General features: G+C 63.6%; 15 protein-coding genes. 6 read left to right on the top strand and 9 right to left on the bottom strand.

From position 1 onward, the window contains the following. Nucleotides 1-16 precede the first annotated feature (16 nt). The 5 genes from E8E75_RS12975 to E8E75_RS12955 are packed head-to-tail and all read right to left on the bottom strand — an operon-like array spanning nucleotide 17 to nucleotide 4,129. Nucleotides 17-796 (bottom strand): SDR family NAD(P)-dependent oxidoreductase, encoded by a 780-nt coding sequence (locus E8E75_RS12975; RefSeq protein ID WP_280359102.1) that lies wholly within the window; start codon nucleotides 794-796, stop codon nucleotides 17-19. After that, a complete protein-coding gene (locus E8E75_RS12970; protein ID WP_280359100.1) occupies nucleotides 793-1,968 on the bottom strand; it encodes an acyl-CoA dehydrogenase family protein in 1,176 nt (391 codons plus the stop codon). Before E8E75_RS12970 ends, E8E75_RS12975 begins: the two co-directional genes overlap by 4 nt. A 25-nt stretch (nucleotides 1,969-1,993) precedes the next feature. Further along, nucleotides 1,994-2,707, bottom strand: coding sequence for a histidine phosphatase family protein (locus E8E75_RS12965; protein ID WP_280359098.1), 714 nt, complete (start codon nucleotides 2,705-2,707; stop codon nucleotides 1,994-1,996). Further along, complete coding sequence (locus E8E75_RS12960; RefSeq protein ID WP_280359097.1) at nucleotides 2,697-3,074, bottom strand: DUF6285 domain-containing protein; 378 nt, start codon at nucleotides 3,072-3,074, stop codon at nucleotides 2,697-2,699. The genes E8E75_RS12965 and E8E75_RS12960 overlap by 11 nt, the downstream gene beginning before the upstream one ends. After that, a complete protein-coding gene (locus tag E8E75_RS12955; protein WP_280359096.1) occupies nucleotides 3,071-4,129 on the bottom strand; it encodes a phosphotransferase family protein in 1,059 nt (352 codons plus the stop codon). The genes E8E75_RS12960 and E8E75_RS12955 overlap by 4 nt, the downstream gene beginning before the upstream one ends. 203 nt (nucleotides 4,130-4,332) lie before the next feature. On the opposite strand from E8E75_RS12955, the gene prpR reads away from it, so the two are divergent. The 5 genes from prpR (at nucleotide 4,333) to E8E75_RS12930 (ending at nucleotide 11,640) form a co-directional block, all read left to right on the top strand. Next, nucleotides 4,333-6,306, top strand: a complete 1,974-nt coding sequence (gene prpR, locus E8E75_RS12950) for a propionate catabolism operon regulatory protein PrpR (protein ID WP_280359095.1) — start codon at nucleotides 4,333-4,335, stop codon at nucleotides 6,304-6,306. 280 nt (nucleotides 6,307-6,586) lie between these two features. Next, nucleotides 6,587-8,197 (top strand): long-chain fatty acid--CoA ligase, encoded by a 1,611-nt coding sequence (locus E8E75_RS12945; RefSeq protein ID WP_280359093.1) that lies wholly within the window; start codon nucleotides 6,587-6,589, stop codon nucleotides 8,195-8,197. An 83-nt stretch (nucleotides 8,198-8,280) separates the two neighbouring features. Continuing rightward, the gene (locus E8E75_RS12940) at nucleotides 8,281-8,610 is read left to right on the top strand and encodes a DUF485 domain-containing protein (RefSeq protein ID WP_179059831.1); all 330 of its coding nucleotides are present in this window, start codon (nucleotides 8,281-8,283) and stop codon (nucleotides 8,608-8,610) included. Further along, the gene (locus E8E75_RS12935; RefSeq protein ID WP_280359091.1) at nucleotides 8,607-10,253 is read left to right on the top strand and encodes a cation acetate symporter; all 1,647 of its coding nucleotides are present in this window, start codon (nucleotides 8,607-8,609) and stop codon (nucleotides 10,251-10,253) included. The genes E8E75_RS12940 and E8E75_RS12935 overlap by 4 nt, the downstream gene beginning before the upstream one ends. Nucleotides 10,254-10,377: 124 nt before the next feature. Next, nucleotides 10,378-11,640, top strand: a complete 1,263-nt coding sequence (locus E8E75_RS12930) for an OprD family porin (RefSeq protein ID WP_280359090.1) — start codon at nucleotides 10,378-10,380, stop codon at nucleotides 11,638-11,640. A 41-nt stretch (nucleotides 11,641-11,681) separates the two neighbouring features. Here the strand turns inward: E8E75_RS12930 and E8E75_RS12925 are convergent, their stop codons facing one another. The 3 genes from E8E75_RS12925 to E8E75_RS12915 all read right to left on the bottom strand — a co-directional run bounded on the left by E8E75_RS12925 (nucleotide 11,682) and on the right by E8E75_RS12915 (nucleotide 13,258). Next, on the bottom strand, nucleotides 11,682-11,978 hold the full coding sequence (locus E8E75_RS12925) for a putative quinol monooxygenase (protein WP_280359089.1): 297 nt from the start codon (nucleotides 11,976-11,978) through the stop codon (nucleotides 11,682-11,684). 74 nt (nucleotides 11,979-12,052) lie between these two features. Continuing rightward, nucleotides 12,053-12,736, bottom strand: coding sequence for a type 1 glutamine amidotransferase domain-containing protein (locus E8E75_RS12920; protein WP_280359087.1), 684 nt, complete (start codon nucleotides 12,734-12,736; stop codon nucleotides 12,053-12,055). A gap of 90 nt (nucleotides 12,737-12,826) precedes the next feature. After that, nucleotides 12,827-13,258 carry a nuclear transport factor 2 family protein gene (locus tag E8E75_RS12915; RefSeq protein ID WP_280359086.1) on the bottom strand — a complete coding sequence of 144 codons (432 nt, stop codon included), beginning with the start codon at nucleotides 13,256-13,258 and terminating at the stop codon, nucleotides 12,827-12,829. A gap of 136 nt (nucleotides 13,259-13,394) precedes the next feature. Between E8E75_RS12915 and E8E75_RS12910 the strand changes: the two genes are divergently transcribed. Further along, complete coding sequence (locus E8E75_RS12910; RefSeq protein WP_280359085.1) at nucleotides 13,395-14,366, top strand: LysR substrate-binding domain-containing protein; 972 nt, start codon at nucleotides 13,395-13,397, stop codon at nucleotides 14,364-14,366. A gap of 156 nt (nucleotides 14,367-14,522) precedes the next feature. Here E8E75_RS12910 and E8E75_RS12905 read toward each other — a convergent pair whose 3' ends face one another. After that, nucleotides 14,523-15,698, bottom strand: a complete 1,176-nt coding sequence (locus tag E8E75_RS12905; RefSeq protein WP_280359084.1) for an MFS transporter — start codon at nucleotides 15,696-15,698, stop codon at nucleotides 14,523-14,525. Nucleotides 15,699-15,713 lie beyond the last annotated feature (15 nt).

Here is a 15,713-nt window from a genome sequence, read left to right as displayed (position 1 = left end):
GGCATCGCATCCTTCGTCACAGGCCCGAGCAGGCATGTCCTCCGTCCACGATGATCTCGGCCCCGTTCATTCCGCGCCCGGCGTCGGAAGCCAGCAGCAGCAACGCCCCTTCGAGGTCTTCGTAGGTGCAGAAACGTCGCGACGGTACGCGCGCTCTCAGGCGCTCGCCCGCCTCGCTCGCGAGAAAACCATCATTGATTTCAGTCACCACGTACCCCGGCGCGAGGGCGTTGACGCGAATGCCGAAGCGCGCCAGTTCCAGTGCCATGGAGCGGGTCAGGTGGCTGAGGCCGGCCTTCGCGGCGCAGTACGGACCAACGCCCCCGCCCACGCGCGATGCGAGGATCGACGTGACGTTGATCAGGCTGCCACCCTGCCCCGCCTCGACCATTCTTCGAGCGGCCTCCTGCGCGACCATCCAGGCGCCTTTCAGATTGGTATCGAGAACGGCGTCCCAGTCTTCATCGCGATAGTCGAGGACGCGTTTCGTATCACTGACTCCGGCATTGTTGACGACGATGTCCAGACCGCCGAAGTCCGCCTGGATCGCATCCAGGCACTCCACCACCGATGCGCGGGCAGTCACGTCCAATGAATAGGCTCGGGCCTCGTGATCGTTGAAACGGATATCGCTGACCAGTTCATCCAGACGCTCTACCCGCCGCGCTGCGACGGCGACGCGAGCACCGGCGGCGGCCAGCACCCGCGCGAAGTGCCGGCCTAATCCGCTGGAGGCGCCGGTCACCAGGGCCCGCCGCCCGCGCAGATCGAAAGCCAGCAGCGGCGAACGGTTCATTGGGCACCGCCTTGCACACGCGCCAGGATCTTGCGCGCCAGACTCATGCGATGCACTTCGTTGGGGCCGTCGTAAATCCTGAATCCGCGTGCATCCCGGAAGATGCGGTCGACAATTGCTTCGCTGGTGACACCCTGGCCACCCAGCACCTGCACGCTGCGATCGATCACTCTCCAAATGCTTTCGGAGCTGATCACCTTGGCCATGCTCGACTCGGAATTCCCGCGTTCACCCTGGTCCAATACCCAGGCGCAATGCCAGATGGCGAGGCGCGTGGTAAGCAGGTCCATCTCGTTATCGGCAAGCATGAAGCCGACGCCCTGATGCTCGCCCAACACTTTGCCAAACGACTGGCGCCGGCCGGCATAGGCACAGGCCACGTCATGGGCACGGCGCGCCTGCCCCAGCCAGCGCATGCAGTGGGTCAGGCGCGCAGGTGCGAGCCGTACCTGCGCATAGCGGAAACCCTTGCCAACCTCGCCCAGTACATCGCTGGCGGGCACCCGCAGGTTCTCGAATCGCAGCACCGCATGGCCGCCGGTGAAGCAGCTATCCAGGGAATCCATCATTCGTTCGAGAATGAATCCGGGGCGGTCGGTATCAGTCAGGAACATAGTCGCGTTGCCGTCCTCGGTACGCGCCATGATGATGGCGAAACTGGCACCCTCCGCGCCGGTGATCAGCCACTTGCGGCCATTGATGAGGTAATCGTCGCCGTCGCGCACGGCCGTAGTGGCCAGCATCGACGGATCGGAGCCAGCGCCTGGTGCTGGCTCGGTCATGGCAAAGCAGGAACGGATATGGCCCTGCACCAGCGGGCGCAACCAGCGATCCTTCTGCGCCTCGGTCGCCACGACTTCCATCAGGTGGATGTTGCCCTCGTCGGGGGCATGGATGTTCATCGCGGTCGGGCCGAGTGGCGAATAGGCGGCCTCCTCGAACACGATTGCCTTGGCGGTGTGTGACAGTCCCAACCCGCCCATTTCGCGAGAGGCATGCGGAGTCAGCAGGCCACGTGCGCGGGCCTTTGCCACCAGTTCCTGACGTAGCTCGCCGGATGGTCCGTGCGGCGTCTGTCGGGGGTCGTTCTCCAGCGGGATGATCTCCGTGGCGATGAATTCCCGTACACGGGCCTGCAGGTCTAGAAGGTCATCCGAAAGCGCAAAGTTCATGGGTGATTTCCTGTGGTGAAAAGGTTCAAGCCCTCAGCCCGGCCGGTTCGATGGCCAGGAAGAGGTTTTCCAGCACAGTGCCGTGGATACCGGCCTTGTGTGGGTCGTAGGGGGTGAAATTGAGCGTGCGAATGAGGGCGCCAAGTACCTGGTCGCCACGCATATCGATGTCGAGCACGTTTAGGCAGGCGGTGTCCTGCTCGAAGGCGGCGATACCGGCGAGCCCCAGGCCCGCCGCCCAGCCCAGCAGGATGCGATTGACCGCGTCATGGCTAACGATCAGGGCGCTGTCCCAGGCCGGGTCCTGCAGCAATTCGAAGAACAGGCTGAGCACGCGGCGCTGGAAGTCATCCCAACGCTCACCGCCGAGGAAGCGCGCCCCGGCGACACCCGCTGCACGGTATGCGCCAACCACCTGCTCCCGAAGCGCTTCGGACGGAATCTCGCGCAGGCGTCCTGCGCGAATCTCACGAAGCTCGGGCATGGACTCCACCGGGGCTTGATTCCCCTGCAACAGCAAGTCGAGCGTCTGCCTGGCACGTGGATAGTCGGAGCACAGCACCCGGTCGAACGGAACATCCTGCAAGACCTGCCCGAGCGCCCACGCCTGCTGCGTTCCCGTGCGCGAAAGCGCTACGGCGCGCGGGTCCAGTGGCCGCCCCTGTGCGTCGAAGTAGTCGACGTGCCCGTGCCTGACCAGGTAGCAGCGGCGCCGCCGGACGTCGGACTCAGCGTGCATCGTTGAGCACCTTGGGATTGCTGATGCCGAGGCGTGCCCGGGTGATGTCCGCAAGCGCATCCAACAAGCGCGCCTGTTCGCCTCCGGGCTGATCGAAGATGCCCTGGCGAATGAACTGCGCTAGCAACGCCATTGCGTCGTCCCGAGTCAGCCCTGCCAATCCGCGCGGTTCCAGTACCTGCGCCAGGGCTTCGCATTCGACGTCAGCAGCGCGATCACCCCGCTCGATCTCACGTGCGGCGATGGCCATGGCGCTGGCGATCATCCGGCAGTCATAGGCAAGGCTCGCGGGCAGCGCCGGAAGCAGCTCCCCAAGGAGCAGGCTGCGAGCGGTGGCCAAGAGTTCGGTTGCGTTCGGCGCGCTCATGACGTGGCTCCACTGAGGATGAGGATTTCGTGCTCCAGCTCCGGCACCATACGGCCGGTCAGCGCCAGCTCCAGGGACGTCTGCTGCCCGGTCAGGTGGCGCTGCGCCTGCTGCAACGCCACCACCGCCCAGCGCAGGTGGGCCATCAGTTGCCAGAAGCGCAGCTCCTCTGCGCCGGGACGATAGCCGGACACCGCTGCATAGCCGTCGAGGAAGTCACCCAACTCCCCCACTCCGCCCGCCAGCCGGTCTGGACGGGCGAACCGCCAGCAGCGTGCGGTAAACCAGCCAAGGTCCTCGCGAGGGTCGCCCCAGCCGGTGAACTCCCAATCGAGCACACCCGCCAGCCGTCCCCGGTCCACCATGTAATTGCCGGTGCGGTAATCCCGGTGAATCAGCCGCGAGGGGACCGGCGCGGGGCGGTTCAGTTCGCACCAGCGCAGCCCCCACTCGATGACCGGGTGACTGCCCGGCAGTGCGTCGAGGTAGCTCCGGTACTGGTCGATGCTCGCCTGTACCGGGTCGGCAGCGGCGGCCGGCAGGAAGTCGAGCGCCGGATGTTCAGGCGTGATCCGGTGCAGCAGCGCCAGGCTTTCGCCCAGTTCGCGACAAAGCGCTGCGCGGGTTGGCTCAAGGGCCGGATCGGTGGCGAGGCGATGGCCGCTGGCCGTACCGCCGAGCGCCTGCATGACGAAGAAATCGCGCCCGATCACCTGCGTATCACGGCACAGCCAGAGCGGTTCCGGCGCCTTCACACCTGCCTGGTGCACTGCCTGCAACACGGCGAACTCCTGCGCCCGGTCCATGCTGACCGCCACCGAGGACGGCGCATCGGTGCGCAGAACCCAGCGCCGCTCGGCTTGCCAGGAGCCCGAGGACAACCTGGCCTTCAGTAGCCAGTTTTCCTGGATGGCGCCGCCCGACAGGCGTTCGCAGCTTTCGATCTGGACACGCTCACAGCCGACCTGCTGGGCGAGAAATTCAGCCAGCGGCGCCAGGGCGTCTGGAATGTCGATCCGGTACGGGCCGGATCCTGCGGAGGGAATGCTATACATCGGCAGCTCTTGCTCACGGGTGATGACTTACGAGTGAGAGAGCAAGAGCTATTCCAGTTCTCTATAAATTCTTATAACTCCTTTAATAACAACGATTTATGGCGAATCTTGAAGCCTGCCCTGACTTATCAGCCCCCTTGCTCATTGCAGATCTGAAATCTTTGTTTCAGGCTAGAAAAGCCAGAACACCAGCGGACCCGACCATGCCAGATGCGCAGTACCTGCCCCGAGTCGTCGCCCTCATCACCCACCTCCGTGCCCCCGAAGGCGCCAGCCGAATGGCTCGGATCGTCCAGCAGGTGGTGCCCGATTATCACCAACGCGCCCAGGTGGAAATCGTCGAGACGACGGTCACCGAACTGCGACGCACCGGCAAGGAGCTGGAAAGCCGCGAGGACGTTGACCTGATCATCTGCTCCGGGGCCACCGCTGATTACCTGCGGCGCCATATCGGCACCACCATCCTGTCCATCCGCATGGGCGAGTACGACCTCATCCGCGCCCTGGACATGGCCAGGGCACGGGCCACCAAGGTGGGTATCGTCAGCTTCCAGCAGGCTCACCCGGAACTGGACGCGATGGCGTCACTGTTCACCGTCGACCTCCGTCAGGCGACTTACACCAACTTCGACGAGGCACGTCAGCGCATTCGCGAACTGGTGGATGAGGGCTATCGGGTGATAGTCGGCTCTTCCACAGCAGTGGAAGTGGCCGAAGCGGCCGGCGCCCAGGGTGTGCTGGCGTTAAATGCCGACGCGGTGCGCCGGACGCTGGACGAAGCGCTGGCGATCTGCCGCAGCCGTACCCAGGCGCTGATCCAGCAGCAGCGCCTGAGCGCGGTGCTGCGCAACCTCAGCGATGGCGTGATCGCCGTTGACGCCGATGGCATCGTTCAATCGATCAATCCGCGTATGGCGCAATTGCTCGGCATTTCCATCGAGTGGGCAAGGCAGCGTCCTCTCGCCGAGCTGATGCCGGAACTCGACATCAGCAGCAGCCTGAACCAGGGCGAAAGCGAAGAGAGCCGGCTGGTCCGCGTTGGTACCCGAACCCTGGTCGCCAATGTCACCCCGGTCATCGAGCATGGCAAACCCGACGGTGTGGTGATCTCCTGCCAGGAGACGAACGCCATCCAGCGCGCCGACCGCCGTATCCGCAGTCAGGCGCGCCCCCGTCAGTTCACCGCGCGCTACCACTTCGACCAGCTCCTCGGGCAGGCCGCCGATTTTCGTGCCCTGCTAGAACTGGCTCGGCGCTATGCCGACACGGACTCCACCGTACTGATTACCGGTGAAAGCGGCACCGGCAAGGAGCTGCTCGCGCAGAGCCTACACAACGCCGGCCAGCGCCAGGCGGGGCCGTTCGTGGCGATCAACTGCGCGGCGTTCCCAGAAGCGCTGCTGGAAAGCGAACTTTTCGGCTACGAGGAAGGCGCCTTTACCGGTTCGCGCAAGGGCGGCAAGTCAGGCCTGATCGAAGCGGCGCATACCGGCACCCTGTTCCTCGACGAGATTGGTGACATGCCCGTGACCCTGCAGACCCGGCTCCTACGTGTGCTGCAGGAGCGTGAAGTGTTGCGTCTGGGCGCCTCGGAGCCGACCCCGGTGGACATACGCGTGGTCGCCGCGACCCATTGCGACCTGCGCGGACGGATTGCCGATGGCCGCTTCCGCGAGGACCTCTACTACCGCCTGAACATACTCCGCCTGGTCGTACCGCCCCTGCGCGAACGCCTCGGGGATATCCGCCTGCTGGCCGGCGCCATCCTCGACCGGCTCGCGCTTCCGATGGCGGCCGCCAACGCTGGCCAGGCACTGCTGGACCGACTCATGCCGCGCCTCCAGGCGCACCGCTGGCCCGGCAACATTCGCGAACTGGAAAACCTGGTGGAGCGCGCGGCGCTGTCGGCGCAGACCCTCGGTGACAACGATCAGGACAACCCGGCTGGCCTGCGCGCCCTGTTCCCCGAACTGTTCGAGCCGGGCGCCCAGGTGCCGACGGCGGACCAGCCGGATACGTCGGACCAGGCGCTGCGCAGCGTCGCCAAGGCCAGCGAAATCGCCCATGTCCGCCGGGTGGTGGATGCCTGCGACGGCGACCTCGATGAAGCGGCGCGACAACTGGGCATCAGCCGCACGACCCTGTGGCGACGCCTGCGCGCGGGGCGTTCAACCTAGCTCCCGCCGTTTCGCGCCCACCACCGGCAGCTGCGACCGAAATTTCAACCCTGAAAAATCATTACAGAACTGAAACTGGAAGACGTGAAACGAGGGGGTTTTGGTGAGGTGGGCGATCAACTCACCAATCACCTATCCATTTGAAACAAAAGACTTTAAATCCACAAATCCCCGTCACCGAAAGCCTCTGGCACAGCCCTTGCTCTGACCCGATTGAGAGGCTGTGACCGACCGGATGCCAGCCTCTATGCCCAAACAAGAACAAGGCAGGAGGTTGCCCGTGCAAGGCCTGATGATGAATTTCAACTTGGGAATCACCGCGATCATGCGGCATGCACTCCAGGTTGCGGCCGATACTGAAATCGTTTCCCTGTTTGCCGATGGCAGTGTGCATCGCTATCGCTATGCCGAGGCATTTGCACGAGTGGCCCGCCTGGCCAACGTCCTTGATGCCCTGGATTGCCCTCCGGGTGCGCGGGTCGGCACCCTGGCGTGGAACGACCATCGCCACTTCGAACTGCATTACGCCGTGCCCTGCTCCGGGCGCGTGTGTCACACCATCAACCCCAAGCTGTTCCCGGAACAGATCCGCTACATCATCCAGCATGCCGCGGACGATCTGCTGTTCATCGACCCGCAGTTCATTCCCCTGGTGGAAACGCTGCAGCACGAACTCCCCTCGGTACGGCGCTTTATTGCCCTCTGCGCGGAGGACGAGCTGCCCGCCAGCAGCCTGCCCAACCTGCTCAGCTACGAAACGCTGCTGGCGCAGGCGGCGGACAGCTATGCCTGGCCGGAACTCGATGAGCGACAGGCCAGCGGCCTTTGCTACACCTCGGGCACCACCGGCAATCCAAAAGGCGTACTCACCAGCCACCGCAGCACCGTGCTCCACGGCATGGCGCAGAACATGGCCGACAATGTTGGCCTGCGCGCCCTGGACGTGGTGATGCCGCTGGTGCCGATGTTCCACGTCAATGCCTGGGGCATGCCGTACAACGCCGCCATGGTAGGCGCCAAGCTGGTCCTGCCCGGTCCCAAGGTGAGTGACGCGGCGGCGATGGTAAATCTGATCAACGATGAAGGCGTCACCTTCTCCCTGGCCGTACCGACCCTCTGGGCCAATATCAGCCAGTACCTGGCCACCCACGGCATCGCCGTGCCCACACTGAAACGCGCCGTCAGCGGCGGCGCCGCCTGCCCCCTGGCACTGATCGAAGCCATGGCCCAGCACAACATCGCCCTGGAGAACGGCTGGGGCATGACCGAGATGAGCCCCATGGGTAGCTACAACCGCTATCAACCCTGGTATGCCGAGCTGGATGACAGCGCACGCGGCCCGCAATTGCTCAAGTCCGGGCGGGCACTGTTCGGCGTGGAAATGCGCCTGGTCGACGAGACCGGGAAACTCCAGCCCCATGACGGCCAGGCTTCCGGAGCGCTGCAAGTACGCGGGCCCTGGGTGCGCAGCGGTTACTTCGGTCAAGAGGGTTCCGAAGAATGGTTCGACACCGGTGACGTCGCCACCATCGACCCGCGCGGCTACATGCAGATCACCGACCGTATCAAGGACGTCATCAAGTCCGGCGGCGAATGGATCTGCTCCGTGGAGATCGAAAACGCCGTGATGGCCCATCCGCAAGTAGCCGAAGCGGCAGTAATCGGCGTCGCCCACCCGCGCTGGAGCGAACGCCCGTTGCTGGTGGTGGTGCCACGCCAAGCAGACGCCGCGCCGAGCCACGAGGAGTTGATCCGTTTCCTGGAGGGCAAGGTGCCGAAATGGTGGCTGCCCGACGCCAGTGAACGCCTGGATGAGCTGCCCCACACGGCCACCGGCAAAGTGAGCAAGAAAACCCTGCGCGAGCTGTTCAGCGACTACGCCTGGCGCTGATCGACACCCCAGTTCCCCTCCTCACGGCCCGCCTCCCCAGCGGGTCGACGGGCAGCCCTACAACAAAAACAAGTGGAGTCACCATGACCAGCACACCCGAAGATCACGCCGAACACTATCGCCGCATCCGGCAGGACCCGAGGTACATCGCCTTCACCCGAGCCCGCTCGCGTACCAGTTGGTGGCTCACGCTACTGGTACTGGCGAGTTACTTCCTGTTCATGGGAGTGGCGGCCATACGGCCGGATCTCCTGCACCTCCCGCTCTACGCCGGCAGCCATCTCAGCCTCGGCATTCCGCTGGGCGCCCTGCTGATCCTGGCGACCTGGCTGCTGACCGGCTGGTACGTGCACCGCGCGAACACCCACTTCGACCGTCTCGGCAACAGCATCATCGAGGAGAGCCAGGCATGAAACGCACCTCAATCGGCGGCCTGGCCGCACTGCCCCTGTTCGCGCAGGCCGGTGAAATCGGCCAACCGGGACCCAATCTGCACGCCATCGGCATCTTCCTCCTGTTCGTCGGCATCACTCTGCTGATCACCTGGTGGGCGGCACGGCGGACCCAATCCACCCACGACTTCTACACCGCCGGCGGCGGCATCACCGGCTTGCAGAATGGCCTGGCCATCGCCGGCGACTACATGTCCGCGTCCACCCTATTGGGCCTGTCGAGCCTGATCTTCGCCAAGGGCTATGACGGGGTCATCTACGTCACTGGTTTCTTCATCGGCTGGCCGGTGCTGACCTTCCTGATGGCCGAGCGCCTGCGCAACCTCGGCAAGTACACCTTCGCCGACATCGTCTCTTTCCGCCTCGACCAGCGCCGTATCCGTATCCTCGCGGCCTGCGGCTCGCTGACGGTGGTGAGCTGCTACCTGTTGCTGCAGATGGTTGGCGCAGGCCAGTTGATCAAGTTGCTGTTCGGCCTGGACTACGGCGTCGCCGTGGTGCTGGTCGGCCTGCTCATGCTGGTCTACGTGGTCTTCGGCGGCATGCTCGCCACCACCTGGGTGCAGATCACCAAGGCGATCCTGCTGTTGGCCGGCGGTACCACTTTGATGTTGATGGCATTGGCACAATTCGACTTCAGCCTGGAAACCCTGGCGCGCCGTGCCGTGGAAAGCCACGCCAGCGGCTGGAACCTGATGGGGCCCGGCAGCATGCTGTCGAACCCGGTGAACGTGGCGTCCATGGCGCTGGGCCTGGTGTTCGGCCTGGCCGGCCTGCCGCATATCCTGATGCGCTTCTTCACCGTGCCCAACGCCCGCGAGGCACGCAAATCGGTGTTCTACGCCTCGGGCTTCATCGGATTCTTCTTCCTGGTGGTCTGCGTGCTCGGCTTCGCCGCCATCGTCATCGTCGGCACCGACCCGCAGTACTTCGTCGACGGCAAGCTGGGCGGCGCCCTGGTTGGCGGCAGCAACATGGTGGCGATGCACCTGGCCAAGGCGGTGGGCGGCAACCTGTTCCTCGGATTTCTCTCCGCCGTAGCCTTCGCCACCATTCTCGCGGTGGTCGCCGGGCTCACCCTGGCCGGCGCCTCGGCCATCTCCCACGACCTCTACGTCACCGTGATCAAGCGTGGCCAGGCCAGCGAAGCACAGGAAATGCGGGTCTCGCGCCTGGCCGTGCTCGGCCTCGGCCTGCTGGCGATCACCCTCGGTATTCTTTTCGAGCAGGTGAACATCGCCTTCCTGGTCGGCCTCACCTTCGGCATCGCCGCGTCAGCCAACTTCCCGGTGCTGATCATGGCCATGTATTGGCAGGGCCTGACCACCCGCGGCGCAATCTGGGGCGGACTCACGGGGCTGGTCAGCGCACTGGCGCTGGTGATCCTCTCGCCCACCGTCTGGGTCACGGTGCTCGGCCACGACAAGGCGATCTTCCCCTATGACCACCCTGCGCTGTTCTCCATGCCACTGGCCTTCCTGGTCATCGTGCTGGTGTCCAGGTTCGACCGCAGCGCGCAGGCCGCGCGGGACCGCCAGGGCTTCGCCGACCAGGCCGTGCGCGCCGAGACTGGCCTCGGCATGGCGGGGGCGACCGCGCACTGACAGCCCCCACCACCGGCGCCGTTCTCGCGTCGCCGACTGTTGAGCGAGGCGCGGTCCGGACTCCTTTGGACCGCGTCCTTTTTATTCCCGCCCTCCCCCAACAACAAGAAACAGAGGACTCACCATGCATCGCAACACCTTCACCGCCGGCCTGCTTCTGGCCGGTGGCGCCTTCGGCTTGCCTGGTCTTTCCCTGGCGGACTTCGCCAAGGACAGCAAGGCCAGTCTGGAACTGCGCAACTTCTACATGAACCGTGACTTCCGCCAGCGCGGCGCTACCCAGGCCAAGGCCGAAGAGTGGGCCCAAGGCTTCCTGCTGCGCTACGAGTCGGGCTTCAGCGAAGGCCGCATCGGCGTGGGCGTCGACGCGTTGGGATTGCTCGGCGTGAAGCTCGACTCGGGTGCGCAACGCAGTGGCACCCAACTGCTCAAGCAGGACCGGGAAACCCGCCGCGCCCAAGACGAATACGCCGAGCTGGGACTGACCGCCAAGCTCAAGGCGTCTCGCACCCTGTTGAAACTGGGCACCCTTCAGCCACGCCTGCCATCGGTTGCCTACAACGACGGCCGCCTATTGCCCCAGACCTTTCGCGGCGGCCACCTGAGCTCGCAGGAAATCGACGGTCTGACCCTGGACGCCGGACGGCTCACCCAGGTCAACCAGCGCAGTTCCTCCGACTACGAAGACATGACGGTCAGCAATGGCAGCGCCGGGGGCATTGGCGTGAAGAGCAGCAAGACGAGCGACGCTTTCAACTTTGCCGGCCTCACCTACCAGTGGAGCAGCCAGTTGGCGACTGCTTACCACTACGGCGAGCTCGAAGACCTCTACCGTCAGCACATCCTCAACCTCACTCACAGCCTTGCGCTCTCGCCGCAACAATCGCTGCGTACCGAATTGCGCGCGGCCAGAGCCAACGATGCCGGCAGCAGCAATGTCGACAACGACGCCTATGGCGCCATGCTGACCTACCGCTTCGCCGCCCATTCTCTCGGCGTCGCCTACCAGCGCATGGCGGGAGACACGGGCTATGCGTACATCGCCGGTAGCGACCCGTTCCTGTTCAACTACGTCCAGTTCGGCGACTTCGCCAACCGTGACGAGCGTTCCTGGCAGCTGCGCTACGACTACGATTTCGCCGCCATGGGGATACCAGGACTGACCTTCATGACCCGTTACATCACGGGCGACGGTATCGAGTTGGGTGCTGGCAAAGCGAATGGCAAGGAATGGGAGCGCAATACGGATATCGCCTATGTGTTCCAGAGCGGAGCGCTGAAGAACCTCGGCGTGAAATGGCGCAACGCCACGGTACGCACTCGCCACTTCGGTAACGATCTGGACGATAATCGTCTGATCCTCAGCTACACACTGCCAGTCTGGTAACCCCAGGGCGCGGGCGGGCCATTCCCGCCCGCGCGGGGAAGTCAGGTGACGCGGGTCGAGCGAATGATATGCGGCACAGACTGCAGCAGCGGCTCAGCCTTCTTCAGGGCTTGCAGCAGGTGCGCCATCTGCCAGTGGGCGGCCTCGTCGCCCGCTGTTTTCCAGACCTCGAACGAGCAGAACTCCAGAGCATCTTCCGTGGACTGGTAGTAGGCGTATTCGAGGCAACCTGGCTCTCCACGCGTAAGCGTGCTGAGTTCGCGCAGCAGCTCCAGCATCTCGCTGACGGCCTCGGGCCTGACCCTGAAGTACGCCATCACATACAGCGGAAAAGACATTGGAAATTTTCTCCGGAAAAAGCGAACGCCCCCGGCCGTGCGTGGCGGCGCGGGGGCGTTTGCAAGGGCCTCTATCAGCCGGCGAGTGCCTTCAGGACCAGCTCCGCGACCGGTGCGCCAGACGCAGGGTTCTGACCAGTGATGACCCGTTGATCAGCCACAGCGAACGGCATCCAGGGTTCGGCGGCCTTCTTGTAGATCGCCCCGCGTTTCACCATTTCGTCTTCGGTCAGGTAGGGCACGTACTTGTCCAGTTCCGCGAGCTTCTCTTCGGCATTGGAGAAACCCGTGACTTCCTTGCCCTTGATCAGCAACGAGCCGTCGGAAAGCTCAATGTTCAAAAGCCCGACTGCACCGTGACAAACCGAGGAGACGATGCCGCCGTTCTCGTAGATGCGACGGCTCAGCGCCTGCAGTTCTTCATTGTCAGGGAAGTCCCAGACCACCCCGTGACCGCCGGCGTAGTAGATCACCGCGTAGTCATCGGGGTTGACCTCGCTTGGCGTCATGGTAGAGCCCAGGCGATTCATGAAGTCCTTGTCCTGGTACCACTCCCAGTCAACCGCCTCAGCCATTGCCAGGCTGTGGGGGTCGATAGGCGTGTAACCGCCCTTCGGGCTGACGTAGTCGACCTGGTAGCCGGCTGCCTCGACCTTCTTCACGAAGTGAACGGCCTCACCCAGCCAAAGGCCTGTGGCCCGTGCGAGGTTTGGGTATTTGGGGAAACTGGTCAGCACCACCAGCATCTTCTTGCTCATGTCACACCTCATTGCTGCGTTGTGGAAGGACAGGCCCGGCCTCGTTCAGAGAGGCCCATCCGTCAGGAAGCGATACGGATCGGTTCGGCTTCAGGGAGTCTCGACCAAGCTGGTTCGACCAAGGGCGGCGAACCATGCGGCATTGTCCCAGTAAGCCTTCATCTGGCTGATCCGCTGGTGATCGTCGATCCGAACAATGAAAACGTGGGGCAAATGGAACTGGCGCCCCTTGTTGCGGATACCAAAGGCATCGCGGGACTGTGTGCCGCTGATGGTCACTTCGAGGATTACGGTACGGCCGTCAGCACAGGGATAGGTTGCAGTGATCTCATTGGAGAGATCGGGAAACACTTCGATCAAGGCCGACCAGATGGAGCACCCGGCCTCTTCTGCGAAGCCCTCCAGCGCGATCGGGATATAGTCGATCCGCCCCTCTGGGGCAAAGCAAGCCAACATCTTTGTCAGGTCGTGGGCCCGATAACTGGCAAAAAAAAGTTGTGCGACCTCCAATGCAGACTTCACTTTTCCAGACCCCACTGCTTGTTCGGTTCCAGGAAACCGGGCGGCCGCACCGGTGAGTTGCCACCTTAGTCGCCGGTCCGATTGCTCGGTAGACGCCGGATCAGAAATCACTATTTCAAAAATGGAACACCACGCGATGTATGACCTGAATGAACTCTATTACTTCATCCAAGTCGTCGATCATCAGGGGATCGGTGCCGCCAGCCGCGCGCTGGGCGTAACCAAGTCGAAGCTGAGCCGTCATCTCGCGGCGCTGGAAGAGCGTCTCGGAGTGCGTCTGATCAACCGCTCCACGCGTCAGTTCTCAGTGACCGATCTCGGCACGGCCTACTACCAACACTGCTTGACGATGCTGGAGGGAGCACAGGCTGCCCAGGCCGTGATCGACAACGACCAGGCAGCGCCGCGCGGACTGGTACGCATTGCCTGCCCCACCGCCCTGCTCAATTTCCTGGTGGCCGGCATGCTGGCACGCTTCATGGACCGTTATCCGGAAGTAGAGGTGCATCTGGAGAGCACGAATCGTCAGGTCGATCCGTTGCGCGAAGGGTTCGACGTCGTGCTCCGAGTCGGCTTCCCGCCTTTCGAGGACAGCGGGCTAACCATGAAACGTCTGTCGGCGAGCCCGCAGGAATTGGTCGCCAGTCCTGGCTTGATCGAGCGTGTCGGCCCCGCTCGCAGCCTCGCAGACCTGGCTCGCTTCCCGAGCTTGGGCATGGGACCCAGCGCGCCCCAGTACGAGTGGAACATGGAGGACCGTGGCGGCATCCAGGCGACCGTGCGTCATACTCCACGCCTGGTCACTGACGACATGATCACCTTGCGCCGCGTCGCCCTGGAGGGCGGCGGCATTGTTCAACTACCCAAGCTGGTGGTGTTCAAAGACATCCGCAATGGGGTACTGCAGCCGGTACTGGACGATTGGAGACCGAAGGGTGGCATTGTCCATGCCCTCTTCCCCACGCGCCGCGGGATGCCCCACTCCGTCAGGACCCTGCTCAACTTCCTGGGAAACAGCTTTGAGGCTCTCGACTTCGAAAATCTCTACGAAGGATATGTACTGCGTGGGGATGAGGACGCCTGCTTTTTAACTAACTCTCGGCTCTAGTGGGCGATGAACTTGGCGGGCGAATCGGGCCAGAAGCCTCTTTCCGGTAGACGCACTCAGAACCGTACGTAGTAGTCCGCTTTCGGCCTTTTAGTGGACATGCGGACGAGCTCCGCTCTGGTCGACTCACCAGAAAAGTCGAATGAACAGCGCCGGTCAGCTTGTGATGCTCGTCCGACCTGGCCCGGCGGTCGAAGCGCAGTTCTCCCGTCTCGTTCTGATCAGCAGGGTCAGCAGCGCCGTCACGCCGATGCTGAACAGGTAGAGCGCCTGAGGCCCGGATCGCTCCATGAGCGTGCCTGCAACCAGCGGCCCGACGGCGGCACCGATGCCGAAAGCCATCAGCAGCACCCCGGCTACGGCCACCCGGAGTTCGGCTTCCAGGTTGTCGTTCGCATGCGAGACACCCAGTGGATACAAGCAGAACTGCAAGAAGCCGATGATCGCGCCGGCCAACATCGCCCATCTCTCGCCCGGTGCGTCGATAACGGCCAATGGTAAGTAGGCAACGCAGAGCAAGATAGAGATCACGCGAATCAGCGCGACACGGGAATACCGGTCCGAAAGCATCCCAAGCGGAAGTTGAGCGATGAGCCCCGCGGCGATGCTCAGCGCCATGAACTGACCGACCTCCTCGGGCGAGAATCCCAGCTGCGCCGCGAAGATTGGTGTCAATCCGTAGAAGCAGCCATTCAACAGCCCCGAGACAAACACGGTGCCCAGGGCCTGGGGCAGTCTGCGAATGTAGAGCATCGGCTGCACGCGCACTTGGCTGATGGCGCTCGGCTCCGCGCCACGGTGCAGCGCCATGGGCACAATTCCAATGGCAAAGGCGATGGCCACGCCGGACAGGACCAATGCACCCAGCCCATGGCCGAGGCCAAGGAGCAGTTGCCCGAGCATCATGCCGACGTAGCTCGCCACCATGTACAACGACAGGGCGCCGCCACGGCGATCCGACGGTGCGCAGTCGTTGAGCCAGCTTTCGATGACCATCATCTGGCACATCATTGCCACGCCCACAATGAATCTCAACGCTAGCCAGAGCGGCAGCCAGTCGCTGAACTGATGGCCGAGCACCGCAGTCACTATCACTCCGGCAGCGGCCACGAATGCGCGGACGTGGGAGACGCGGCCGATCAGCCAGTATCCGACTCGCCCCCCCACCACCATTCCCAGTGCATTGGCGGCCATGAGACCGCCACCCCAGAACTCCGCGGCCCCCGCGGTATCCAGGCGCAGTGCCAGGTAAGTCATCAGCAGACTTGAGCCCAGCTGCATCAGCAGGGTCGCGGTATAGATCGGTCCGAATACCTTGGTGAGCGCGAACAAGTTGTGTCCCCAAGT

It is taken from the genome of Pseudomonas sp. BN606, from assembly GCF_029873115.1.
Taxonomy (GTDB): Bacteria; Pseudomonadota; Gammaproteobacteria; order Pseudomonadales; family Pseudomonadaceae; genus Metapseudomonas.
Note: the sequence above shows the minus strand (reverse complement) of the source record. Positions and strands in the feature narration are given on the sequence as shown.

Bases quoted from the DNA above. Each gene is read 5' to 3' on its own strand.
- prpR (WP_280359095.1), top strand. From the start codon at position 4,333: ATGCCAGATGCGCAGTACCTGCCCCGAGTCGTCGCCCTCATCACCCAC.
- E8E75_RS12975 (WP_280359102.1), bottom strand. From the start codon at position 796: ATGAACCGTTCGCCGCTGCTGGCTTTCGATCTGCGCGGGCGGCGGGCC.
- E8E75_RS12920 (WP_280359087.1), bottom strand. From the start codon at position 12,736: ATGAGCAAGAAGATGCTGGTGGTGCTGACCAGTTTCCCCAAATACCCA.
- E8E75_RS12930 (WP_280359090.1), top strand. From the start codon at position 10,378: ATGCATCGCAACACCTTCACCGCCGGCCTGCTTCTGGCCGGTGGCGCC.
- E8E75_RS12955 (WP_280359096.1), bottom strand. From the start codon at position 4,129: ATGTATAGCATTCCCTCCGCAGGATCCGGCCCGTACCGGATCGACATT.
- E8E75_RS12970 (WP_280359100.1), bottom strand. From the start codon at position 1,968: ATGAACTTTGCGCTTTCGGATGACCTTCTAGACCTGCAGGCCCGTGTA.
- E8E75_RS12935 (WP_280359091.1), top strand. From the start codon at position 8,607: ATGAAACGCACCTCAATCGGCGGCCTGGCCGCACTGCCCCTGTTCGCG.
- E8E75_RS12940 (WP_179059831.1), top strand. From the start codon at position 8,281: ATGACCAGCACACCCGAAGATCACGCCGAACACTATCGCCGCATCCGG.
- E8E75_RS12910 (WP_280359085.1), top strand. From the start codon at position 13,395: ATGTATGACCTGAATGAACTCTATTACTTCATCCAAGTCGTCGATCAT.
- E8E75_RS12960 (WP_280359097.1), bottom strand. From the start codon at position 3,074: ATGAGCGCGCCGAACGCAACCGAACTCTTGGCCACCGCTCGCAGCCTG.
- E8E75_RS12965 (WP_280359098.1), bottom strand. From the start codon at position 2,707: ATGCACGCTGAGTCCGACGTCCGGCGGCGCCGCTGCTACCTGGTCAGG.
- E8E75_RS12925 (WP_280359089.1), bottom strand. From the start codon at position 11,978: ATGTCTTTTCCGCTGTATGTGATGGCGTACTTCAGGGTCAGGCCCGAG.